The organism is Streptomyces sp. NPDC006134, from assembly GCF_040628835.1.
GTDB lineage: Bacteria > Actinomycetota > Actinomycetes > Streptomycetales > Streptomycetaceae > Streptomyces.
Genome location: NZ_JBEXTV010000004.1, coordinates 66733 through 87630, shown reverse-complemented (window position 1 = coordinate 87630; position 20898 = coordinate 66733). Strand labels below are relative to the sequence as shown.

Sequence of the window (20898 nt, the reverse complement as noted above, 5' to 3'; positions counted from 1 at the left end):
AGTGTCGCAGGCGGGTCTGACAACGCCCCGCGGCCGGCTGCTGCCGGGCCCCGACCGTCGCCGAGGTACCGGCTGCTGCCGGGACCCCTGGCCGTCACCGAGGTACCGGCTGCCGCCGGGACCCCCGACTGCCGGCGCCGGTCCCGCGCCGCACCCCCGCGCCTCGGCCGGCCTCGGCCCGTCCCAGGGCCAGCCGCACCCGGCCCGCCCCGCCCCGCCCCGCCTACGACTCCTGTTCGGACGTCTCCAGGAACTGTGCCAGCACCTCGGTGACGTACTCCTCGGTCCTCCCCTTGTCGATGCCGAGACCGCTCAGCACGCCCTCGCCGTTCTCGTGCTCCAGCAGGGCGAGCAGGAGGTGCTCGGTGCCGACGTAGTTGTGGCCGAGGCGGAGCGCCTCGCGGAAGGTGAGTTCCAGGACCTTCTTGGCCGCCGGGCCGTACGGCACCAGCTCCGGGACCTCGGCGGCGGCCGGCGGGAGTGCCGCGGTCGCGGCCTCGCGGACCGTTTCGAGCGGCACGCCCTGCGCGGCGATCGCCTTCGCGGCGAGGCCCTCGGACTCGCCGAGCAGCCCGAGGACGAGGTGCTCGGGCAGGCCCTCGGCGTTCCCCGCGGCCTTGGCCGCGCTGTGCGCGCCCATCACGGCGTTGCGGGCGCGGGGCGTGTACCGGCTGAAGCCCTGGCTGTCGTCGAGGTCGGTGGACTCCTTCGGCACGAAGCGCTTCTGCGCCGCCTGCCGGGTGACTCCCATGCTCTTGCCGATGTCCGTCCAGGAGGCGCCCGAACGCCGGGCCTGGTCCACGAAGTGGCCGATCAGGTGGTCGGCCACCTCGCCGAGGTGCTCCCCGGCGATCACCGCGTCCTGGAGCTGCTCCAAGGGCTCGGCGTGGACCTTCTTGATCGCTGCGATGAGGTCGTCGAGACGCACGGACGACGTGATGGTCGTGTTCTTCGCCATGTGTCAACCGTAGGTTGACGCCAAGGGGGTGTCAACCGTTGGTTGACGACATTGCTTCAGCTACTTCGGCGAAGTGACCACCAGCCGCACCGCCAGCCCCGTGAACACCGTCCCCGAGGCGATGTTCAGCCACCGGTTCACCCGCGCGCTGCGCCGCAGCACGTTCGCCAGCCGCCCGGCGAGCAGCCCGACGGTGCCGTCGCACAGGAAGCCCATCACCACGATCGTCGTGCCGAGCAGCATCAGCTGCCCCGGGACATGGCCGAGGGACGGGTCCACGAACTGCGGGAGGAAGGCCACGTTGAAGAGGATCACCTTGGGGTTGAGCAGGTTGGTGACGGCGCCCTGCCAGAACGCCCGCCGCATCCCCGCACCCCGCGCGGGCGCCTCCTCCCCGCCCGGCACCGACCGGTCCCGGAACGCCTTCACCGCCAGGTACAGCAGATAGGCCGCGCCCGCCCAGCGCAGTACGTGATAGAGCACCGGCAGTGCCGTGAACAGCGCCGACAGGCCGAGTGCCGCGGCCACCGCGTGCACCAGCATCGCGCAGGCCACCCCGAACGCCGCCATCACGCCCGCGGCCGGCCCGCCGCGACCGCCCATCGCGACGATGAACATCATGTCGGGGCCGGGGGAGACGCACAGCGCGAAGGCGGCGACGAGGAACGCCGCGTACAAAGACATGTCCACCATGTGCGCCATGCTGGGAGACCCGCCCGGCGGGTATCCGGCAATTCCGTGAAGTGAGACGCCGCCGGTCCCGTGACACCATCGCCGGGTGAGTACGCCCAGCACCGTCGACCGCGCCCTGCGCACCGCCCTGTACGACACCACCGACGCCACCCTCGACGCCGCCGCCTCCCTGCTCGCGGCCGACCCGGCGGCGGACGCCGAACTCGGGCGCCGGGGACAGGAGTTCGTGGCCGCGGCCTGGCGGCGCGGCTGGCAGCCCGCCGACGTCGTACGGATCGTGCGCCGCGAGCTGGACGACGTCCACGTGCGGCTGGCCGCGGCGCTGATCCGGGCGCAGGCGCCGTACGACGGCCCGCGCGGGCGCCGCTGGGCCGCGCAGCTCGACGCGCTGCCCGCCGGGACCCCGCCCCGCACCGACCGCTTCTCGCACGCCACCGCCGTGCTGGAGCTCTACCGCCTGCTGCTGCGCCTGCCCGCCCTGGAACCCCTCGACACATCCGGCGGGTATGCCGCATCCAGCGCATCCAGTGCATCCAGCGCATCCAGTGCATCCGCCACATCCGGTGAATCCGGCGAATCCGCTTCCGGTCCCGCCGCCGGCTCATCCCCCGGTGCGCGCGACCCGCGACCGCAGTCCCGGACCCTCGGCCGGGTCCGCGCCCTGCTCGCCAAGGCGGAGGCGACCGCGTACCCGGAGGAGGCCGAGGCCCTCAGCGCCAAGGCGCAGGAACTGATGGCCCGCTACAGCATCGACGCCGCGCTGCTGTCGGCCCGGACGCCGGCGCCGGACGCCCCGGGTGCCTGCCGGATCGGGGTCGAGCCGCCGTACGAGCAGGCCAAGGCGGTGCTCCTCGACGCGGTCGCCGCCGCGAACCACTGCCGGGCCGTGTGGAACGAGCCCTTCGGCTTCTCCACCGTCGTCGGTTTCGAAGCAGACCTGGAGGCGGTCGAACTCCTCTACACCTCGCTCCTGGTCCAGGCCGAGGCCGCGATGACCAGGGCGGAAGCCGGGCAGCGGGCGGGCGGACGGAAGCGGACCAAGACCTTCCGTCAGTCGTTCCTCGCGGCCTACGCCCACCGCGTCGGAACCCGCCTGCGCGCGGCCGAGGAGGCCGTGATCGAGGAGACCGCCCGCGAACGGGCCGCCGGTTCCGCGGGGCCGGCCGCGGACCTGCTCCCGGTCCTCGCCTCCCGCGAGGCCGCGGTCACCGACCGCCTGGAGCGGATGTTCCCGGAGACGACCACGACCCGGCTGCGCGGGGTGAGCGACGCGGCGGGCTGGACGGAGGGCACCCACGCCGCCGACCGCGCCCGCCTCCGGCCGAAGCCTCCGCTGCCGTAACGGTCCGCCGCCCCCGGGGAGGGAGCGGACGTCAGTCGCCCGCCTGCTGGAACGGCCCCACCGAGGCGTCCGGCAGCCCTTCGCCCTTCAGCACGACCTCTCCGTACGACCACGGAAAGCCGCGCGTGTCCGAGGCGCCCGGCAGGGCGACCTCCGCCGACTTCACGGCGAGACTCCGCTCGCCGCCCGCCTCGCCGCGCACGTAGGTGAGGGTGAAGGAGACCGCCGCGTCCTCGGCGAGCGTCAGCTTCTGCGCCTGGGCGGCCTGCTCGGCGGGCACCTTCACCGAGGTGCCGCCGGCCGCCAGGGTGACGGCGGGGAAGCCGTCCAGCGTGCACGCGGCGCCGCGGTTGGTGACGGTGAAGGAGACGGTGCCCGTGTCCCCGGCGGCCGGCGCGGCACTCGCGGCGGCCTCGATGCCCACCTCGTCGATCCGGCAGGCGGCACCGCCCCGACCGGCTCCCCGGTCGTCGGTACGGGAGTCACCGGAGCTGCCGGTGCCGCCGCCGTCGTCACAGGCGGTCAGGACGAGGGCCGCGGCGACGGCGACGGCGGCGACGGGGGCGATGGCGCGCATGGGTACGTTCCTCTGAGGGCGATGACAGGGGGAAGGCACTGCGGGCGCCGCCATCAGGCTCGGCTCCCGGACGCCGCCGGCGGTGCCGGTCCGTACGTCAGGAACCGACACCGGACGTCGGCAACCCGGACGGGAACTTACCGCCCCGCGCCTTGGTGTACGTCTCCGGCCCGACGCCGCCCTCCCAGGTCACCTTCAGCGTCGTCCCGCCGACGGAGTCGACCGTCCCGTTCGTCCGGTCCTCGCCGCCGTCGGCGCACTTCAGGCGGATGACCTCCTGCCCGGCCCGCACGCCCACGGTGCCGCTGCACACGGTCCCGCCCATCGCGAAGACGGCGGCTTTGCCGCCGGTGACGACCAGGGCCACCGCCCTGCCGCCGGTCGTGGCGAGCCAGCTGCCCTCCAGCCGGCCGGCACCGGCGGACGGCGACCCGCCCGGCCCGCCGCCCATACCCGCACTCGCATCCGCGCTTGCAGCCGCACTCGCACTCGCACCGGCGCCGGACCCCGCCGAGAGCGCGCCCCCGGAGTTCCCGGCATTCCCAGCGTCCCCGGAGCCGCCCCCGCCGTCACCGCACGCGGACAGCGTCAGCACCGCCAGCACCGCCGCGACCCCGAAGGCCATGCCCGTGGCCCTGCCGGTCGTACTCCCCACAGTCACCCACGTCACCGCAAGCTCCAAGCTGTAGCCGGACGGCCGGGTCGGCCCGCGACCGCAGCAAGCTACCAGGAGGGCCCCCGGCTCCGGGGTGCGCGCCCGGCACCTACCAGGACGCCTTGCGGACCCCCGGCAGATGCCCGGCGTGCGCCTGCTCCCGCAGGCCGATCCGGGACAGCCCGAAGGCGCGGAAGTAGCCGCGGGGCCGTCCGTCGGTCCGGTCGCGGTTGCGTACGCGCGTGGCGCTGGCGTCCCGGGGCTGGCGCCGCAGCTCCCGCTGGGCGGCGAGCCGTTCGGCCTCGGTCGAGGACGGGCGCCGGATGATCTCCTTCAGCTCGGCCCGGCGGGCGGCGTACCGCGCGACGGTCTCCTGCCGCTGCTCGTTCTTCGCGATCTTGCTCTTCTTGGCCATCAGACCCTCACTCCCCGGGCGCGGATGCGGGCCACGGCCGCCTCGACGCCGATCGTGTCGACCGTCTTGATCCCCCTGGCGCTCAGCCTCAGCCGTACGTACCGGCCCTCGCTCGGCAGCCAGTAGCGCTTGGTCTGGATGTTGGGGTCGAAGCGGCGGGAGGTCCGCCGGTGGGAGTGCGAGATGCGGTTGCCGAAGCCGGGCCGGGCGCCGGTCAGCATGCAGTGCGCGGACACGGTGACGTACCTCTCCTCAGACGTTGGTGTTAATGGAATTCATTTTCAGTAAGATAGCAGCATGGCACGCAACGAACTCCGCCCGGTCATCAAGCTCCGGTCCACCGCCGGGACCGGCTTCACCTACGTGACCCGCAAGAACCGCCGCAACGACCCGGACCGCCTGACCCTGCGCAAGTACGACCCGGTCGTCGGCCGCCACGTCGACTTCCGAGAGGAGCGCTGACCGTCATGCGCGAGGGAATCCACCCGGAGTACGGACCCGTCGTCTTCCGCGACCGTGCCGCGGACTACGCCTTCCTCACCCGCTCGACGCTCTCGGCCCGGGCCGGCGGCAAGACGATCGAGTGGGAGGACGGCAACACCTACCCGGTCGTCGACGTCGAGATCTCGAACGTCAGCCACCCCTTCTACACCGGCACGGCCCGCGTCCTGGACACCGCCGGGCGCGTGGAGCGCTTCGAGCGCCGGTACGGGAAGCGGGGCGGGGCATGAGTCTGCCGGTGGTGATCGTCGGCGGACTGCACGCCGACGCCCGCCGGGCGGCCGTGGCACGGCTGCTCACCGACGTGCCCGGCAGTGTCGCCCTCCACCACGACCTGGCGACCGCCGCCGCGGGCACCGTCGTACGGACCGTGCGCGACGCCTCCGGCGTCCGGTCCGCCGGCGAGGCCCCGCTCGTCAACGACTGCGCCTGCTGCGCCCTGCGCGAGGATCTGGTGCCGGAGCTGGAACGGCTCGCGGACGCCGGGGACACCCCGCTCGCGGTCGTCGAGCTGTGGGACTCCGTCGAGCCCAAGGCGATGGCGGAGGTGGTGGCGGCCGGCGGCCTCACCGTCACCGGCGTGATCACCGCCGTCGACCCGGCGCTGGTGCTCCCGTACCTGGGCAACGGCGACGACCTCGCCGAGGGCGGCCTCGCCGCCGCGGCCACCGACCAGCGCACGGTCGCCGACACCTTCGCGCGGCAGCTGGAGTACGCCCCCGTCCTCGCCGTCGCCGACTCCCCGGAGGCCGACGACGAGGACCGCGAGCTGCTGGCCCAGCTGCACCCGACGGCCCGCCAGGTCCCGATCGGCCACGGCGGCCTGGCGGGCGCCCCACCGCGTCCGGGCCCGACGGCCCTGGCCGAGGCGGCCCTGGCCGGTTTCGACGTGGAGGCCGCGGCGGCGGCCCAGCACCCGGCCTGCGCGCTGCTGCCCGCCGAGGCCGACGCGCACGGTGTCGCCACCCTCGTCTGGCGCCGGCACCGCCCCTTCCACCCGGAACGGCTGTACGCGGCGCTGGAGGACCTGACCTGCGCCGCCGCCCGCAGCCGCGGCCGGTTCTGGCTCGCCGACAAGCCGGACACGCTGCTGCACTGGGACGCGGCCGGCGGCGCCCTGTGCGTGGAGAGCGCGGGGCCGTGGCTGGCCTCCCTGCCCGACGCGGCCTGGGAGATGGTCCCGCCGGTGCGCCGCGCCGCCGCCGCGCTGGACTGGCACCCCGAGCACGGCGACCGCTGCCAGCACCTCGTCTTCACCTCGCCCGGCCTCGACCGCGACGGGCTGGAGCACCTGCTGGAGTCCTGCCTGCTGACCGACGCCGAGTACGCCGCCGGGCGCGACGCCTGGAAGCGGCTGCCGCCCGCCTTCGACACCCTCCTGGAGGTCTGACCGCCCATGCCCCGCAAGCCCGACCGCAAGCCCGCCAAGAGCCGCCCCAATCCGCTGGACCAGGCCGGGATCACGTACATCGACTACAAGGACACCGATCTGCTGCGGAAGTTCATCTCCGACCGCGGCAAGATCCGCAGCCGCCGCGTCACCCGCGTGACGGCCCAGCAGCAGCGTCAGCTGGCCCGGGCGGTCAAGAACGCCCGGGAGATGGCGCTGCTGCCGTACGCCACCCGCTGACCGGCATCACCGCACCACCCGTCCGCAGGGGCCCGCCGCATCGAGCGGGCCCCTGTTGCTGTTGCATGGACACCTGCCGCGCCGGCTTCCGGCGCACCGGCGCTTGTTGCGAATTCACCTGTTGCATGTTCATCTAAATTGAGGGCATACGCGGGTCATACGCAGGAACGGCCCCGCCGTTGCGGGCGTCGGAGAAGCCGAGGTTGTCGGAGAGGCCGAGGTTTTCGGCAGGGCGGTCGTCACGGCTGTAGTCGCGGGACCACGCGCCGTGCACGTGCATTTGCTCCCGCAGATGCACGATCGGCGAGCTATGATCCGGAACAGTTGACCACCGCATCAATGGCCACACCAGCCAGTGCACCACCGGGGAGCGACCTGTGGACCACGACGTGTACGACGGTGAGGCGTACGACGGTGAGACGTACGGCGGCGGGACGCCCGGCGGTGCCCGCGCGTCCGGCGTGTACAACGGCATGGCGGCCACGGAGCTGCACGGCGTGGCCTGGCAGAAGAGCCGGCACAGCAACTCGCAGGGATCCTGCGTGGAGTTCGCGCGTCTGCCCGGCGGAGACGTCGCCGTGCGCAACTCCCGCTTCCCCGACGGGCCGGCGCTCGTCTACACGCGCGCCGAGATCGAGGCGATGCTGCTGGGTGTCAAGGACGGCGAATTCGACCATCTGATCGCGGGCTGACCGCGGACTGGCTGCGGACTGGCCGCAGGCTGACCACGGAAGGACCACGGAAGGACCACGGAAGGGCTGCGGAAGGGCTGCGAGAGGGGCGCGGAAGGGTCGTGGGGCGGTCGCGGATCGTGCCGCGACACGCGTAGAGCCACGGCGCCGGGAAGCGCCGTGGCGGGCCGGCCTCAGGGCGGCCGGAGCCGGAACAGCGCCCAGACGACCTTGCCCTCCAGCGGGCCGGCGAGCGGGTGCCAGCCCCAGCTGTCGCTGAAGGAGCCGACGAGGAACAGCCCGCGGCCGGACTCGGCGGAGAAGTCGTCGCTCTCGCGGGCGACCGGGCTGTCGTGGCTCGGGTCGCGCACCGCGCACACCAGCCGGTCGGTCCACCGCATGAGGTGGAGCCGTACGGGCGGCTCCTGTTCCGCCGGTTCCGGGCCGTTTGCCGGCAGCGCGTGGCGCAGCGCGTTGGTCACCAGCTCCGAGACGACCAGGCACACGTCGTCGAAACGGTCGCCCAGCTCCCACTGGCCGAGCGTTCTGCGGGCGAACCGCCGGGCCTCGCGCACCGCTTCGTAGCGGGCGGGCAGGGCGCAGGAGGCGGCGTTGTCGACGGATGCGGGGTCCAGCGGCGGAAGGCCCTGCCGTAACGGCTCGAGCATGGTCGATCCATTCGTCCCCATGCGAGGCACTCCCGGAATTCGCGGTCGTAGCGATGCGGCGGTGGTGCGGGACCATGGTTTCGGAAGCGCAGAGCAGATGCAAGGGCAGATGCACGTGCACGTGACCGAAATGGACCTTCCCGCACCGCTTGTTGGTCAATTTTTCCGTCATCTTCGCGGCTTCTTCGCTCCCTTCCTGTCGGATGTGTGCCGCACATCCGCCTTCATCTGCCCTCATCCGCTCCCATCCGCTCTCAACCGCCCCTGCCCACCCGTTCTTGCGCGGATCGTCCGGCTCGTTTCCGTCTCCGTAACCGGCCGAGTACTGCTCGGAGTGTTTTAGTGGCAGACTGCGGCCCTTGAAGACGGTTGGGGAGGCTGGCGAAGGTGAGCGCGGGAGAGCCGGGATCGGTGGTGCGGCGCATGCTGCTCGGATCACACCTGAGGCGACTGCGTGAGGCGCGGGGGATCACGCGCGAGGCGGCGGGGTACTCGATCCGCGCCTCCGAATCGAAGATCAGCCGGATGGAGCTGGGCCGGGTGAGCTTCAAGACGAGGGACGTGGAGGACCTGCTGACGCTGTACGGCGTCACGGACGAGCAGGAGCGCGCCTCCCTGCTCTCCCTGGCCAGGGAGGCCAACGTCGCGGGCTGGTGGCACAGTTACTCCGACGTGCTGCCCAGCTGGTTCCCGACCTACGTGGGCCTGGAGGGCGCGGCCTCGCTGATCCGCGTGTACGAGGTGCAGTTCGTGCACGGCCTGCTGCAGACCGAGGAGTACGCGCGCGCGGTCGTCCGGCGCGGCATGAAGGGCGCGAGCGAGGCGGACGTCGAACGGCGGGTGGCGCTGCGCCTGGAGCGGCAGAAGTGCCTCGTCGCCGAGAACGCGCCCGAGTTCCACATCGTCCTGGACGAGGCCGCCCTGCGCCGCCCGTACGGCGACCGCGAGGTGATGCGCGGCCAGTTCCAGCACCTGATCGAGATGTCCGAGCGTCCCAACGTCCGCCTCCAGGTCATGCCGTTCGGCTTCGGCGGGCACTCCGGCGAGAGCGGCGCGTTCACGATCCTCAGCTTCCCGGAGTCCGACCTGTCCGACGTCGTCTACCTGGAGCAGCTCACCAGCGCCCTGTACCTGGACAAACGCGAGGACGTCGCCCAGTACGAGACGGCGCTGAAGGAGCTCCAGCAGGACAGCCCGGGCCCGGACGAGAGCCGCGACATCCTCAGGGGACTCATTCAACTCTCTTGAAACACAAGTACGATGACGCCCCATCAGGCAGTCGGCTGGCGGTTGCCAGGGGATGGAGGGGTCACATGTCGTCGTACTTCACGGACTTGGCTCGGCAGTACATCGACGGCGAGTGGCGCCCGGGCACCGGTTCCTGGGACATCATCGACTTCAACCCGTACGACAACGAGAAGCTGGCGTCGGTCACCATAGCCACGGCCGGCGAGGTCGACGCGGCGTACCGGGCGGCCGAGCGCGCGCAGAAGGAGTGGGCGGCGACCAACCCGTACGCCCGCCGCGCGGTGTTCGAGAAGGCCCTGCGCCTGGTCGAGGAGCGCGAGGCGGAGATCACCGAGGCGATCGTCGCCGAGCTCGGCGGCACCCGCCTCAAGGCCGCCTTCGAGCTGCACCTCGCCAAGGAGTTCCTGCGCGAGGCGGTCCACCTGGCGCTGGCCCCCGAGGGGCGGATCATCCCGTCCCCGGTCGACGGCAAGGAGAACCGCGTCTACCGCGTGCCCGTCGGCGTCGTGGGCGTGATCAGCCCCTTCAACTTCCCCTTCCTGCTCTCCCTGAAGTCGGTCGCCCCCGCCCTCGCCCTCGGCAACGGCGTCGTCCTCAAGCCGCACCAGAACACGCCGATCGTCGGCGGCACCCTGATCGGCAGGATCTTCGAGGACGCCGGCCTGCCCGGCGGCCTGCTCAACGTCGTCGTCACGGACATCGCGGAGATCGGCGACGCCTTCCTGGAGCACCCGGTGCCGAAGGTCATCTCCTTCACCGGCTCCGACGCGGTCGGCCGCCACGTCGCCACCGTCTGCGCCGCCCACTTCAAGCGCGCGGTCCTGGAGCTCGGCGGCAACAGCGCCCTGGTGGTCTTGGACGACGCCGACGTCGACTACGCGGTCGACGCGGCCGTCTTCAGCCGGTACGTCCACCAGGGCCAGGTCTGCATGGCCGCCAACCGCGTCCTGGTCGACCGCGCGATCGCCGACGAGTTCACCGAGAAGTTCGTCGCCAAGGTCAGGTCCCTGAAGGCGGGCGACCCGAGCGACCCGGAGACCGTCATCGGCCCGGTGATCAACTCCCAGCAGGCGGACGCGATCACGGCCACCGTCGAGCAGGCGCTCGCCGAGGGTGCGACGGCCCTGGTGCGCGGCACGACCACCGGCAACCTCGTCGAGCCGTCCGTCCTGACGGGCCTCCCCGCCGGCTCCGCCCTGCTCAAGCAGGAGGTCTTCGGCCCGGTCGCCTTCCTCGTCCCCTTCGACGGCGAGGAGGAGGCCGTCCGCCTCGTCAACGACACCCCGTACGGCCTGAGCGGCGCCGTCCACACCGGGAACGTCGAGCGCGGCGTGCGCTTCGCCCAGCGGATCGACACCGGCATGTTCCACGTGAACGACGGCACCGTCCACGACGAGCCGATCGTCCCCTTCGGCGGCGAGAAGCACTCCGGCCTCGGCCGCCTGAACGGCGAGACGATGCTGGACGCCTTCACCACGCAGAAGTGGATCTCGGTGCAGCACGGGCGCAGCCGCTTCCCGTTCTGACGGCACCCGGCCGGGCGTCGCCGCCCCGCAGACATGCATCCAGCTGTGCACTGGATGCATGTCTGCGACATATCCCATCGCTGAAGCGAGGGGCAAGCTCGGCGAACTCGCGCGCCGAGCCGCTCAGCACGAGCACATCACCTTGACCGACCGCGGCGTTCCGGCCGCCGTCCTCATCTCCCCGGCGGAGCTGGAGGACCTGGAAGACGCCCTCGCGCTCGCCCGCCTGGAACGCGACCGCGCTCTGGGGCGGACCGAGACGCCGATACCGCACGACGAAGCCCGCCGCGCTCTGCTCGAAGCGGCGGGGAGGAGCGTGTGACCTGGCAGGTGGTGTGGGAGCCGGCGGCGCTCGACGCCGCCGCAGGACACCTCAAAACCGATCCCGGCAGCGTCGACGTCCTCCTGCGGGCCACCGACCAGCTCGCCGAGAACGAACGACCTGAGGGGGCGCGGGCCTGGGGCACGGACCATCGCCGCCTGCACCACGGTCCTTGGCGCGTTCTCTACCGCGTCGGCCCCGACACGCGCACGGTCCATATCGAGCACGTCGGCCGGACCGGCGCATGAGCCGCCCCGGGGCCACCGGTACCCCCGTGTGAGGTCCGCTCGCCGGGGAGTGGGGCGGCTCCCGGGGCGGCCCCGCACCCTACGCTGGCCCCATGTCAGCGATCCGTCTCCTCGTGCTCGGCGCCGTCCGCCAGCACGGGCGGGCCCACGGCTACATGGTGCGCAACGACCTGGAGTACTGGGGCGCGCACGAGTGGTCCAACGCCAAGCCCGGCTCGATCTACCACGCCCTGAAGCAGATGGCGAAGCAGGGGCTGCTGCACGCGCACGAGACCGCCCCGTCCACGGCCGGCGGCCCGCCGCGCACCGAATACGAGATCACGGACCGGGGCACCGAGGAGTACTTCCGGCTGCTCAGGGAGTCCCTCACCGCCTACGACCAGAAGCCGGACGTGCTCTCCGCCGCGCTCGGCTTCATGGTCGACCTGCCCCGCGAGGAGGTCCTGGAGCTGCTCCGGGAGCGGGTGCGGGCCATCGAGAAGTGGCGCGCCTCCGTCACCGAGTACTACACGCCCGAGGAGGGGCCCGGCGCACTCGGCCACATCGGCGAGATCATGCACCACTGGGTCCACTCCGCCGACTCGGGCGCCGAGTGGACCCGCGGCCTCATCGAGCGCGTCCGCGGCGGCGCCTACACCTTCGCCGGTGAGGGAGAGCCGTTCGTGGGCGTGCTCGCGGAGGGCCAGGAGAACCCGTACGCGACGGGGGAACGCCATCCCGAGGACGGCTGACCGCGGAGGACTTGCACCTCACGCCACGTGAGGCGGCAGCGTGGACGGCGTCGGAAGAAGGGAGCGGAAGTGAGCTACTCCGTGGGACAGGTCGCCGGCTTCGCCGCCGTGACGGTGCGCACCCTGCACCACTACGACGACATCGGCCTGCTCGTGCCGAGCGAGCGCAGCCACGCGGGGCACCGGCGCTACAGCGACGCCGACCTCGACCGGCTGCAGCGGATCCTGTTCTACCGGGAGCTGGGCTTCCCGCTCGACGAGGTCGCCGTCCTCCTCGACGACCCGGACGCGGACCCGCGCGCGCACCTGCGCCGCCAGCACGAGCTGCTGACCGCCCGGATCGAGAAGCTGCGGAAGATGGCGGCGGCCGTGGAGCAGGCCATGGAGGCACGCAGGATGGGCATCAACCTCACCCCGGAGGAGAAGTTCGAGGTGTTCGGGGACAAGGACCCCGAGCAGTACGCGGAGGAGGCGGAGGCACGCTGGGGCGGCACCGAGGCGTACGCCGAGTCGCAGCGCCGTGCCGCGCGCTACACCAAGGACGACTGGAAACGCATGCAGGCGGAGGCGGCCGACTGGAGCGAGCGCTACGGCGCCCTGATGGCCGACGGCGAACCGCCCACCGGTGAGCGGGCCATGGACCTGGCCGAGGAGCACCGGCAGCACATCAGCGGCTGGTACTACGAGTGCGGTTACGACATGCACCGGTGCCTGGGCGAGATGTACGTCGCCGACGAGCGCTTCAAGGCGTTCTACGACTCGATGCGGCCCGGTTTCGCCGAGCACCTCAAGGAGGCGATCTCCGCCAACGCCGCCCGGCACTCCTCCTGAGCCCTGGGAGGGCGAGCGTTTCGGCCCGGTCGCCCCGGGCCGGGACGACCGCCGGCCGGAACCCGTTCGCAGGGTTCCCCGGCGGGCTCCGGGCGCATCCTGGGTACCCTCGTGGAACCTGGACCTCCACGGCTGCGTTGATACTTTTGGCAGCCAGCCCCCGCCCGCCCCCAGCAGCAGGAGCCACATTCCCGTGACCACGCTTGCGCTCGGCCCCGAGTGGCTCAGCCCGGACTACCTGATCTCGACCTTCAGCCTGCCCGGCATCCTGCTGATCGTCTTCGCCGAGTCGGGGCTCTTCGCGTTCCTGCCCGGCGACTCGCTGCTGTTCACCGCGGGCCTGTTCGTCGCCCAGGGCGAGTACATCAGCCAGCCGCTGTGGCTGGTCTGCCTGCTGATCGTGCTGGCCGCCGTCATCGGCGACCAGGTGGGCTACATGATCGGCAAGTTCCTCGGCCCGAAGCTCTTCAACCGGCCCAACTCCAAGCTCTTCAAGCAGGAGAACCTGGACAAGGCGCACGAGTTCATGGAGAGGTACGGCCCCAAGGCGATCGTCCTGGCCCGTTTCGTCCCGATCGTGCGCACCTTCGCCCCCATCGTGGCCGGCGCCGGCCGCATGAAGTACCGCACGTTCTTCACGTACAACGTCATCGGCGGCATCGCCTGGGGCACGGGCGTCACCCTCGCGGGCTACTGGCTCGGCCAGATCGAGCTCATCCGCGCCAACGTCGAGGCGATCCTCGTCCTGATCGTCCTGGTCTCCGTGGTGCCGATCATCATCGAGTACCTGCGCGAGCGCGGAAAGAAGAAGCGCGCGGACGCCACCCAGCCCGCCCAGTCCGTTCCGGCGGCCCCGGCCGCCTGGCAGCCCCAGCCCCAGCACCCCGTCATGGACGACGCGACCACCCAGCTGCGCCGCGTCGAACCGGCCCCCCAGCCCCAGCCTCCGTACCCCCACCAGCCCCAGCAGCCGCAGTACCCCCAGCAGCAGACCGCCGCCCCGTACCCGCAGCAGGGCCAGGGGTACGGCAATCAGGGCTACGACGACCACCAGGGGTACGGCCAGGGCCACCCGCAGGGCGACGGCCAGTACTACGGCCGCCCCCAGCAGCCGCAGCAGCCCCAGCAGCCGTATGCCCCGCAGCACCCGCAGAGCTACCGGCAGGGCGAGCAGAACCCGTACCACCAGGGCTACTGAGCCGACGCGAAGGGGCGCGGGCCGATACGGTCCGCGCCCCTTCGCGTCGCCTCCTGCCGGACCCGCCGGCGCCCGCGCTCAGAATCCGCGCGTCCGCTTCGCGGCCCGCCGTCCCTCCGCGGTCGCCGCACCCGGCACCCGCAGGAACAGCCGCGAGATCTCCGACCCCAGGTGCACGCCGATGGCGATGGCCATGGCCAGCGCGACCGCCTTGGTCAGCGACACGAGCCCTCTGTCGACCTCGTTCTGCGCGATCGCCAGCAGCCCGAAGTAGGTCGCCGAACCCGGCAGCAGCGGCCCGATCGCCGCCGTGGTGTACGGCAGCGCGGAGGCGAACCGGTACCGGGACAGCAGCTGCCCGAACAGGCCCACCAGGCCGGCCGCGACCGCCGTGGAGGCCACCGGCGAGATGTCGCCGGCGTAGTGCATCGCGCCGTAGACGACCCACGCGACGCCGCCGTTGAGCGTCACCGCCAGCACGGTGGAACGTTCCTGCTGGAGCAGGATCGCGAAGGTCAGCGACAGCAGCATCGACGCGGCGATCTGCACCAGGGGCCGCTCCTCGATGCTCAGGGCGGCGTCCGGGTTGAGCTTGGCGCCGACCTGGACGCCCAGGTACAGCACCACCAGCACCCCGATGACGATGCCCACGAAGAAGTACATGACCTCCAGCAGGCGGGCGGCGGCGGTGATGTAGAAGCCGGTCAGGCCGTCCTGCACGCCCGCCACCAGCGCCCGCCCCGGCAGCAGCGCGAACAGGCCACCGGTGATCACCGCGGACGCCTTCACGTCGACGTGCGCCAGCGTGAGCGTGACCCCGATCGCGGCGGGCGGCATCGCGGCCACCATGAACTGATAGAACTCCGGCAGCCCGCGGCCCGCGCACAGCCACGCCAGCCGGTCGCCGAGCATCGCGCCGACCGCCGCCGCCACGAACACGATCGGGTCACCGCCGACCAGCACCGAGGCCGCGCCCGCGAGCAGTCCGCTCGCCGTGGTCAGGACCCAGGTGGGGTAGGGGTGCCGGTTGCGGCGGATGTCCGCCAGCCGCCGGTAGGCCTCCTCCAGGGACAGGTGGGTGTCCGGGTCGCTGAGGTCGTCCACCAGCGCGTACACCGCCGCCAGGCGCGTGTAGTCGGTGCCCCGGCGGCGCACCGTCCGCGACGCCGTGACCGGGTCGTCGACCAGGGACGGCTGGTGGGAGATCGACAGCAGCGTGAAGGTGACGTTCGGCTCGCAGCGGTCCAGGCCGTAGGAGCGGCAGACGGCGAACATGGCCGCCTCCACGTCCTCGGCGCCCTCACCGCCGGCCAGCAGCAGCTCCCCGATACGCAGGGTCAGGTCGAGCACGCGCGGCACCGCGGGGCCCGCCTCGTCGTGCCGCTGCACCGGCTCCGGCGCGGGCCGCTCGGCCACCGGCATGCGCAGCATCGTGCGCATCCGGTCCTGCCACGGCACGTGCTTGGCCAGGCTCACCGCCGGGATGCCGCTCGGCGGGGTGAAGGCGGGCGGGGCCTCCCGGGCCTTGTAGGTGCTCGGCGGGCTGAACGCCGACCCCTCCGGTTCGGCGGTCGGCGCGGGCGCCACGTCCAGCCCCTCCGGCAGGGCGAACTCCGACGTGGCCTCCGACTCCGTACCGGCGCGCGGAACGGCCAGCCCGTCCGGGATCGCGAACTCGGACGTCGTCGACGACTCGCCCTCGGCGGGCGCCGTCACCGGGCCGGGCTGCCGGAAGGCGCTCCTGGCCTCGTCCGACCGCGGCTTGCGGTCCTCCGCGTCCGTCACGTGCGCAGTGCTCCCTGGTACGACCACACCCTTCAGTAACCCTCAGTGTGCGAGCCAAACGCGAACGGGCCGCACGCGTACGCGTACGGCCCGCCGGACGGCTCGCGCCGGATCAGGGCTCAGTGGCCGCCCTGCTCCTTGAAGCGCTTGTAGGACCGCTCGATCTCCGCCTCGGCGTCCGTGCGGCCCACCCAGTTGGCGCCCTCGACCGACTTGCCGGGCTCCAGGTCCTTGTACACCTCGAAGAAGTGCTGGATCTCCAGGCGGTCGAACTCGGACACGTGGTGGATGTCCCGCAGGTGCTCCACGCGCGGGTCCGTCGCCGGGACGCACAGCAGCTTGTCGTCGCCGCCGGCCTCGTCGGTCATGCGGAACATGCCGATCGCGCGGCAGCGGATCAGGCAGCCCGGGAACGTCGGCTCGTCGAGGATGACCAGCGCGTCCAGCGGGTCACCGTCCTCGCCGAGGGTGTTCTCGACGAAGCCGTAGTCGGTCGGGTAGGCGGTCGAGGTGAAGAGTCGACGGTCCAGGCGGATCCGACCCGTCTCGTGGTCCACCTCGTACTTGTTCCGCGAACCCTTCGGGATCTCGATCGTGACGTCGAACTCCACCGGTGGCTCCTCCATGATCAGCACATCGTTCTGGTGGTTAAGTGTCCCTCACGCAGGTGTGTGATCGCGAAAGGGGCTGGTGTCCGTGCCAGAGCTGAGGCCTTGGCGGGCCGCGAGGCCGCACGTGGTGCGGGCCGCGGGCGCCGTACGTCCGCGTCTCGCACGTGCCGCCGTCGCCGTCCGGCCGCGGATCGCACGGCTCGCACGGGCCACGACGCCACGCCTTTCGCGGGGCACGAGGCCGAAGACCTGGCAGTACACCGCGGGCGCCGCCACCGCCGGGCTGGCGCTCGCCGCCGGTGTGGTGACCGCCGCCGGTCCCTGGGACTCCACGGGTCAGCGTACGGCCGAGCGGCACCGGGCCGCCGCACTGGGAGCCACGGGTGGCGCAGATCACGGCCGCGGAGCCGGCAGTTCCGGTACGGCGGCGGGGGCGCCCCGGCCCGCGCCGAGCGCCGCGGCCGTGCTCGCCGTCCTCGGCGGTGCCACCGGCCCCGTACGGGCGGCCCCGGCCGGCCCGGGCCTCGCGCCCGTCCTGGACCCCCTCCTGGACGACCCGGCGCTCGGCGACCGCCGGGCGGCGGCCGTCGCCGACCTGACCACCGGCAGACGCCTGTACGGCACCGACGCCGGCGCCGCCCTCACCCCCGCCTCCACCACCAAGCTCGCCACCGCCGTCGCCGCCCTGTCCGCCCTCGGCCCCGACCACCGCCTCACCACCCGCGCCGCCCTGGAGGGCGACACCGGGGAGCTGGTCCTGGTCGGCGGCGGCGACCCGACCCTCACCGCCCGCGAGGACGCGGACGGCCTGGCGAGCCTGCGCACCCTCGCCGCGAAGACGGCGGCCGCCCTGAAGAAGCGCGGCCTGCGCCAGGCGACCCTGTCGTACGACACCACGCTCTACGCCGGCTCCGAGATGCACCCGATCGGGGTCAACGACAACCTCGCCCCCGTCACCGCCCTGATGGCCGACGAGGCCCGCACCGACGGCTCCACCAGCGGCCCGGCCCCCCGCGTGGCGGACCCGGCGGCGGACGCGGCCCGCGCCTTCGCCCGCTTCCTGCGCGGCCACGGAATCGAGACCACCGCCCCCGGCCCCTCCAAGGCGACCGGCCGCGCCACCACCCTCGCCACCGTCTCCTCGCCCCCGCTCGCCTCCCTGGTCGAGCGGATGCTGACCCACAGCGACAACGACCTCGCCGAGGCCCTCGCCCGCCACACCGCCGTCGCGACCGGCAAGCGCGCCGACTTCGCCGGCGCCTCCGCCGCCGTCACCGCCCGGCTGAAGAGCCTCGGCCTGCCCGTCGCGGGCGCCGCGTTCCACGACGGCAGCGGCCTGGACCGGGCCGACCGCCTCACCCCCGGCCTGCTCACCGCCCTCCTCGTCAAGGCCGCCGACCCGGCCCGCCCCGAACTCCGTCCCGTCCTCACCGGCCTGCCCGTCGCCGGCTTCACCGGCACCCTCACCGGCCGCTACACCGACGGCGCCGCCGGCCTCGTCCGCGCCAAGACCGGCACCCTGACCGGCGTCAACGCCCTGGCCGGCACGGTGGTCACCGCGGACGGCCGCCTCCTGGCCTTCGCCTTCCTCACCTCCGGCGCCCCCGACCCGGCGGCCGCCCAGTCCGCCCTGGACCGGGCGGCCACGGCCCTGGCGCACTGCGGCTGCCGCTAGCGGCGCGGCGGGGCGGGGCGTGCGCGGGCCCACTCCAGCGCACCGCACGGCCTGCCCCCGACGGCAGCACTCACGTACGGTTGACGCATGACGAGCATCGGTGGTGCTGCTTCTTCCGGGATGGTCGACTGGAATCTCGCGGTGGCGACCGCGACCCGGCTCGTACGGCCGGGCCCCGAGGTGAGCCGCGACGAGGCCCGGGCCGTCGTCGCGGAACTGCGCCGGCACGCCAAGGCCTCGGAGGAACACGTCCGGGGCTTCACCCGTCTGGCCACCGAGGAGGTCCACGACACCCCCGTCCTCGTCGTCGACCGCGCGGGCTGGATCCGCGCCAACGTCGCCGGGTTCCGGGAGATCCTGAGGCCGCTGCTCGACAAGATGCAGCAGCGGCGTGGCAGCTCCCCCGGCGGCGCGGTCCTCGGCGCCGTCGGCGGCAAGGTCACCGGCGTCGAGCTCGGCATGCTGCTGTCCTTCCTCGCCTCCCGCGTCCTGGGCCAGTACGAGACCTTCGCCCCCGCCACCCGCGACCTCCCGGCCGGCGGGAACGGCGGCGGCCGGCTGCTGCTCGTCGCCCCCAACATCGTCCACGTCGAGCGCGAACTCGACGTCGACCCGCACGACTTCCGGCTGTGGGTGTGCCTGCACGAGGAGACCCACCGCACCCAGTTCTCCGCCGTGCCCTGGCTGCGCGACCACCTGGAGGGCGAGATCCAGGCCTTCCTCGCCGAGACCGACGTCGACCCCATGACCCTCCTGGAACGCGTCCGCGACGCCGCCCAGACCCTCGCCGGGGGCCGTCCCGAGGGCGAGGAGGACGACGGCGGGCGTTCCCTGGTCGAGCTGATCCAGAGTCCCGGGCAGCGGGAGATCCTCGGCCGCCTCACCGCCGTGATGTCCCTCCTGGAGGGCCACGCCGACTTCGTGATGGACGGCGTCGGCCCCGACGTCGTACCGACCGTCGGGGAGATCCGCGAGAAGTTCCAGCAGCGCCGCGCCAAGGGCGCCTCCCGGCTCGACCTCGCGCTGCGCAAGCTGCTGGGCCTGGACGCCAAGCTCAAGCAGTACCGGGACGGCGAGCGCTTCGTGCGGGCCGTCGTCGGCGAGGTCGGCGTGGACGGCTTCAACCGGGTGTGGACCTCCCCGAACACCCTCCCCACCCGGTCGGAGATCGCCAAACCGGCGGACTGGATCGCGCGGGTGCACCGCAAGCCCGAAGAGTGAATACCGCGGAGAAGTCGTGAACGGAATCCGGGCGACGGCAGGCGAACGCCCCTCCAATCACCCGTCCGAGGGACCGTGAGCCTTCGGCAGGCGTGCGATGCTCGGGGAACGGCCCGTTTCTGTCACCATCTACACACTCTGCGTGACCGAGCTCGGGCTCACCCCCCGACACCATCCTGAAGGGCACCGGACATGGGTCCCCATCCTGCGGTCGCGGCGATACGCCTGGCGGTCCGCCGCGTCCTCCACGACATCCTCATCGAACACGGCAGCACCACCGAAGGCGGCGGCATCGCCGACCGCGGTGGCGCCCTCGATCATGGCAGTCCCACCGGTCACGGAAGCGCCATCGACCACGGCAGCACCACCGGTACCGCAGCACCCATCCCGCAAGAGGCTCCCCGGGAAAGCCTCCCGGCAACCCCGAACACTCCTGCGCACGAGCGCACCACGCCGCCGCTCGTCCTCGTGGCGTGCTCCGGCGGAGCCGACTCCATGGCACTCGCCTCCGCCCTCGCCTTCGAGGCCCCCCGGCTCGGCATCCGGGCCGGCGGCGTCACCGTCGACCACGGCCTGCAGCCCGGCTCCGACCTGCGCGCCGCCGAGGTCGTCCTGCGCCTGCGCGGGCTCGGCCTGGACCCCGTCGAGTCCACCGCCGTGACCGTCGGCCGCGAGGGAGGCCCCGAGGCTGCCGCCCGCGACGCCCGCTACGCCGCCCTGGACGCCGCCGCCGAACGCCACGGCGCCGCGGCCGTCCTGCTCGGCCACACCCGCGACGACCAGGCCGAGACCGTCCTGCTCGGCCTCGCCCGCGGCTCCGGCATCCGCTCCCTGTCGGGCATGGCCGAGGTCTCGGGGGCCGGCGGCCGTTACCGGCGGCCCTTCCTCCGCATCGACCGGCAGACCGCCCGCAGGGCCTGCATGGTCCAGTCCCTGCCGGTGTGGGACGACCCGCACAACGCCGACCCGGCCTACACCCGCTCCCGGCTGCGCCACGAGGGCCTGCCCGCCCTGGAGAAGGCCCTCGGCAAGGGCGTCGTCGAGGCCCTCGCCCGTACGGCCCAGCTCTCCCGCGACGACGCCGACGCCCTCGACGCCTGGGCCCGCCAGGCCGAAGCGGGCGTCCGCGACGCGTCCGGCCTGCTGGAGTGCGCCAAGCTCTACGCCCTCCCGCCCGCCGTGCGCCGCCGGATCCTGCGCCGTGCCGCCATCGAGGCCGGTGCCCCCGCCGGCTCGCTCTTCGCCCGCCACATCGAGGAAGTCGACCGGCTGATCACCGGCTGGCGCGGTCAGGGAGCCATCAACCTGCCCGGGAAAGTCGTCGCCCAGCGCCAGGGTGGCAGACTGGTGATTCGGCAAGGCTGAAAACCGGCCCCGCCCACCGCCCGCCAC

25 protein-coding genes are annotated in these 20898 nt (G+C 72.9%); 16 read left to right on the top strand and 9 right to left on the bottom strand.

Features of this window, described 5'->3' with window-relative positions; genetic code table 11:
• Positions 1-223 precede the first annotated feature (223 nt).
• Both ABZ340_RS03985 and ABZ340_RS03980 read right to left on the bottom strand, forming a co-directional pair.
• Positions 224-958, bottom strand: coding sequence for a Clp protease N-terminal domain-containing protein (locus ABZ340_RS03985; protein ID WP_358780151.1), 735 nt, complete (start codon positions 956-958; stop codon positions 224-226).
• A 60-nt stretch (positions 959-1018) separates the two neighbouring features.
• Positions 1019-1651, bottom strand: coding sequence for a LysE family translocator (locus ABZ340_RS03980; protein WP_358780150.1), 633 nt, complete (start codon positions 1649-1651; stop codon positions 1019-1021).
• A gap of 85 nt (positions 1652-1736) precedes the next feature.
• On the opposite strand from ABZ340_RS03980, the gene ABZ340_RS03975 reads away from it, so the two are divergent.
• The gene (locus ABZ340_RS03975) at positions 1737-2993 is read left to right on the top strand and encodes a DUF2786 domain-containing protein (RefSeq protein ID WP_358780149.1); all 1257 of its coding nucleotides are present in this window, start codon (positions 1737-1739) and stop codon (positions 2991-2993) included.
• Positions 2994-3024: 31 nt separating this feature from the next.
• Here ABZ340_RS03975 and ABZ340_RS03970 read toward each other — a convergent pair whose 3' ends face one another.
• The 4 genes from ABZ340_RS03970 to rpmB all read right to left on the bottom strand — a co-directional run bounded on the left by ABZ340_RS03970 (position 3025) and on the right by rpmB (position 4876).
• Positions 3025-3570, bottom strand: a complete 546-nt coding sequence (locus tag ABZ340_RS03970; protein ID WP_358780148.1) for a DUF4232 domain-containing protein — start codon at positions 3568-3570, stop codon at positions 3025-3027.
• Between the two features lie 97 nt (positions 3571-3667).
• Positions 3668-4021, bottom strand: a complete 354-nt coding sequence (locus ABZ340_RS03965) for a hypothetical protein (protein ID WP_358780147.1) — start codon at positions 4019-4021, stop codon at positions 3668-3670.
• Between the two features lie 313 nt (positions 4022-4334).
• Positions 4335-4640: a 30S ribosomal protein S14 gene (gene rpsN / locus ABZ340_RS03960; protein ID WP_358780146.1), complete on the bottom strand. Its 306-nt coding sequence runs from the start codon at positions 4638-4640 to the stop codon at positions 4335-4337.
• Entirely contained in the window at positions 4640-4876 is a 237-nt protein-coding gene (gene rpmB / locus ABZ340_RS03955; RefSeq protein ID WP_358780145.1) for a 50S ribosomal protein L28, read from the bottom strand. The genes rpsN and rpmB overlap by 1 nt, the downstream gene beginning before the upstream one ends.
• Positions 4877-4937: 61 nt before the next feature.
• Here rpmB and rpmG point away from each other — a divergent pair, with 61 nt between their 5' ends.
• The 5 genes from rpmG (at position 4938) to ABZ340_RS03930 (ending at position 7463) form a co-directional block, all read left to right on the top strand.
• Positions 4938-5102, top strand: coding sequence for a 50S ribosomal protein L33 (gene rpmG, locus ABZ340_RS03950; protein WP_033321692.1), 165 nt, complete (start codon positions 4938-4940; stop codon positions 5100-5102).
• A gap of 5 nt (positions 5103-5107) precedes the next feature.
• Entirely contained in the window at positions 5108-5371 is a 264-nt protein-coding gene (locus ABZ340_RS03945) for a type B 50S ribosomal protein L31 (RefSeq protein WP_358780144.1), read from the top strand.
• The gene (locus tag ABZ340_RS03940) at positions 5368-6531 is read left to right on the top strand and encodes a GTP-binding protein (protein WP_358780143.1); all 1164 of its coding nucleotides are present in this window, start codon (positions 5368-5370) and stop codon (positions 6529-6531) included. The genes ABZ340_RS03945 and ABZ340_RS03940 overlap by 4 nt, the downstream gene beginning before the upstream one ends.
• A gap of 6 nt (positions 6532-6537) precedes the next feature.
• Complete coding sequence (gene rpsR / locus ABZ340_RS03935; protein ID WP_358780142.1) at positions 6538-6771, top strand: 30S ribosomal protein S18; 234 nt, start codon at positions 6538-6540, stop codon at positions 6769-6771.
• A 473-nt stretch (positions 6772-7244) separates the two neighbouring features.
• On the top strand, positions 7245-7463 hold the full coding sequence (locus ABZ340_RS03930) for a DUF397 domain-containing protein (protein WP_358780261.1): 219 nt from the start codon (positions 7245-7247) through the stop codon (positions 7461-7463).
• Positions 7464-7636: 173 nt separating this feature from the next.
• Here ABZ340_RS03930 and ABZ340_RS03925 read toward each other — a convergent pair whose 3' ends face one another.
• On the bottom strand, positions 7637-8110 hold the full coding sequence (locus ABZ340_RS03925; RefSeq protein ID WP_358780141.1) for an ATP-binding protein: 474 nt from the start codon (positions 8108-8110) through the stop codon (positions 7637-7639).
• A gap of 423 nt (positions 8111-8533) precedes the next feature.
• Here ABZ340_RS03925 and ABZ340_RS03920 point away from each other — a divergent pair, with 423 nt between their 5' ends.
• The 7 genes from ABZ340_RS03920 (at position 8534) to ABZ340_RS03890 (ending at position 14214) form a co-directional block, all read left to right on the top strand.
• Positions 8534-9358 carry a helix-turn-helix transcriptional regulator gene (locus ABZ340_RS03920; RefSeq protein WP_358780260.1) on the top strand — a complete coding sequence of 275 codons (825 nt, stop codon included), beginning with the start codon at positions 8534-8536 and terminating at the stop codon, positions 9356-9358.
• Between the two features lie 65 nt (positions 9359-9423).
• The gene (locus tag ABZ340_RS03915) at positions 9424-10884 is read left to right on the top strand and encodes an aldehyde dehydrogenase family protein (RefSeq protein ID WP_358780140.1); all 1461 of its coding nucleotides are present in this window, start codon (positions 9424-9426) and stop codon (positions 10882-10884) included.
• 58 nt (positions 10885-10942) lie between these two features.
• Positions 10943-11206, top strand: a complete 264-nt coding sequence (locus ABZ340_RS03910) for a type II toxin-antitoxin system prevent-host-death family antitoxin (RefSeq protein WP_358780139.1) — start codon at positions 10943-10945, stop codon at positions 11204-11206.
• Positions 11203-11454, top strand: coding sequence for a type II toxin-antitoxin system RelE/ParE family toxin (locus tag ABZ340_RS03905; protein WP_358780138.1), 252 nt, complete (start codon positions 11203-11205; stop codon positions 11452-11454). Before ABZ340_RS03910 ends, ABZ340_RS03905 begins: the two co-directional genes overlap by 4 nt.
• A gap of 92 nt (positions 11455-11546) precedes the next feature.
• Positions 11547-12185 carry a PadR family transcriptional regulator gene (locus ABZ340_RS03900; RefSeq protein WP_358780137.1) on the top strand — a complete coding sequence of 213 codons (639 nt, stop codon included), beginning with the start codon at positions 11547-11549 and terminating at the stop codon, positions 12183-12185.
• 69 nt (positions 12186-12254) lie between these two features.
• Complete coding sequence (locus ABZ340_RS03895) at positions 12255-13016, top strand: MerR family transcriptional regulator (protein ID WP_358780136.1); 762 nt, start codon at positions 12255-12257, stop codon at positions 13014-13016.
• 193 nt (positions 13017-13209) lie between these two features.
• Positions 13210-14214 (top strand): VTT domain-containing protein, encoded by a 1005-nt coding sequence (locus ABZ340_RS03890; RefSeq protein ID WP_358780135.1) that lies wholly within the window; start codon positions 13210-13212, stop codon positions 14212-14214.
• Between the two features lie 78 nt (positions 14215-14292).
• Here ABZ340_RS03890 and ABZ340_RS03885 read toward each other — a convergent pair whose 3' ends face one another.
• A complete protein-coding gene (locus ABZ340_RS03885; protein ID WP_358780134.1) occupies positions 14293-15999 on the bottom strand; it encodes a threonine/serine exporter family protein in 1707 nt (568 codons plus the stop codon).
• Between the two features lie 119 nt (positions 16000-16118).
• Positions 16119-16610 carry an inorganic diphosphatase gene (locus ABZ340_RS03880; RefSeq protein WP_029381130.1) on the bottom strand — a complete coding sequence of 164 codons (492 nt, stop codon included), beginning with the start codon at positions 16608-16610 and terminating at the stop codon, positions 16119-16121.
• 79 nt (positions 16611-16689) lie between these two features.
• On the opposite strand from ABZ340_RS03880, the gene dacB reads away from it, so the two are divergent.
• From dacB to tilS, 3 genes are all read left to right on the top strand, one after another.
• Positions 16690-18285: a D-alanyl-D-alanine carboxypeptidase/D-alanyl-D-alanine-endopeptidase gene (gene dacB / locus ABZ340_RS03875; protein ID WP_358780133.1), complete on the top strand. Its 1596-nt coding sequence runs from the start codon at positions 16690-16692 to the stop codon at positions 18283-18285.
• A gap of 87 nt (positions 18286-18372) precedes the next feature.
• Positions 18373-19506, top strand: a complete 1134-nt coding sequence (locus tag ABZ340_RS03870; RefSeq protein WP_358780132.1) for a zinc-dependent metalloprotease — start codon at positions 18373-18375, stop codon at positions 19504-19506.
• 192 nt (positions 19507-19698) lie between these two features.
• Positions 19699-20871, top strand: coding sequence for a tRNA lysidine(34) synthetase TilS (gene tilS / locus ABZ340_RS03865; protein ID WP_358780131.1), 1173 nt, complete (start codon positions 19699-19701; stop codon positions 20869-20871).
• Positions 20872-20898 lie beyond the last annotated feature (27 nt).

Bases quoted from the DNA above. Each gene is read 5' to 3' on its own strand.
- ABZ340_RS03985 (WP_358780151.1), bottom strand. From the start codon at position 958: ATGGCGAAGAACACGACCATCACGTCGTCCGTGCGTCTCGACGACCTC.
- ABZ340_RS03980 (WP_358780150.1), bottom strand. From the start codon at position 1,651: ATGGTGGACATGTCTTTGTACGCGGCGTTCCTCGTCGCCGCCTTCGCG.
- ABZ340_RS03970 (WP_358780148.1), bottom strand. From the start codon at position 3,570: ATGCGCGCCATCGCCCCCGTCGCCGCCGTCGCCGTCGCCGCGGCCCTC.
- ABZ340_RS03965 (WP_358780147.1), bottom strand. From the start codon at position 4,021: ATGGGCGGCGGGCCGGGCGGGTCGCCGTCCGCCGGTGCCGGCCGGCTG.
- rpsN (WP_358780146.1), bottom strand. From the start codon at position 4,640: ATGGCCAAGAAGAGCAAGATCGCGAAGAACGAGCAGCGGCAGGAGACC.
- rpmG (WP_033321692.1), top strand. From the start codon at position 4,938: ATGGCACGCAACGAACTCCGCCCGGTCATCAAGCTCCGGTCCACCGCC.
- ABZ340_RS03945 (WP_358780144.1), top strand. From the start codon at position 5,108: ATGCGCGAGGGAATCCACCCGGAGTACGGACCCGTCGTCTTCCGCGAC.
- ABZ340_RS03940 (WP_358780143.1), top strand. From the start codon at position 5,368: ATGAGTCTGCCGGTGGTGATCGTCGGCGGACTGCACGCCGACGCCCGC.
- rpsR (WP_358780142.1), top strand. From the start codon at position 6,538: ATGCCCCGCAAGCCCGACCGCAAGCCCGCCAAGAGCCGCCCCAATCCG.
- ABZ340_RS03930 (WP_358780261.1), top strand. From the start codon at position 7,245: ATGGCGGCCACGGAGCTGCACGGCGTGGCCTGGCAGAAGAGCCGGCAC.
- ABZ340_RS03925 (WP_358780141.1), bottom strand. From the start codon at position 8,110: ATGCTCGAGCCGTTACGGCAGGGCCTTCCGCCGCTGGACCCCGCATCC.
- ABZ340_RS03920 (WP_358780260.1), top strand. From the start codon at position 8,534: ATGCTGCTCGGATCACACCTGAGGCGACTGCGTGAGGCGCGGGGGATC.
- ABZ340_RS03915 (WP_358780140.1), top strand. From the start codon at position 9,424: ATGTCGTCGTACTTCACGGACTTGGCTCGGCAGTACATCGACGGCGAG.
- ABZ340_RS03910 (WP_358780139.1), top strand. From the start codon at position 10,943: ATGTCTGCGACATATCCCATCGCTGAAGCGAGGGGCAAGCTCGGCGAA.
- ABZ340_RS03900 (WP_358780137.1), top strand. From the start codon at position 11,547: ATGTCAGCGATCCGTCTCCTCGTGCTCGGCGCCGTCCGCCAGCACGGG.
- ABZ340_RS03870 (WP_358780132.1), top strand. From the start codon at position 18,373: ATGACGAGCATCGGTGGTGCTGCTTCTTCCGGGATGGTCGACTGGAAT.
- tilS (WP_358780131.1), top strand. From the start codon at position 19,699: ATGGGTCCCCATCCTGCGGTCGCGGCGATACGCCTGGCGGTCCGCCGC.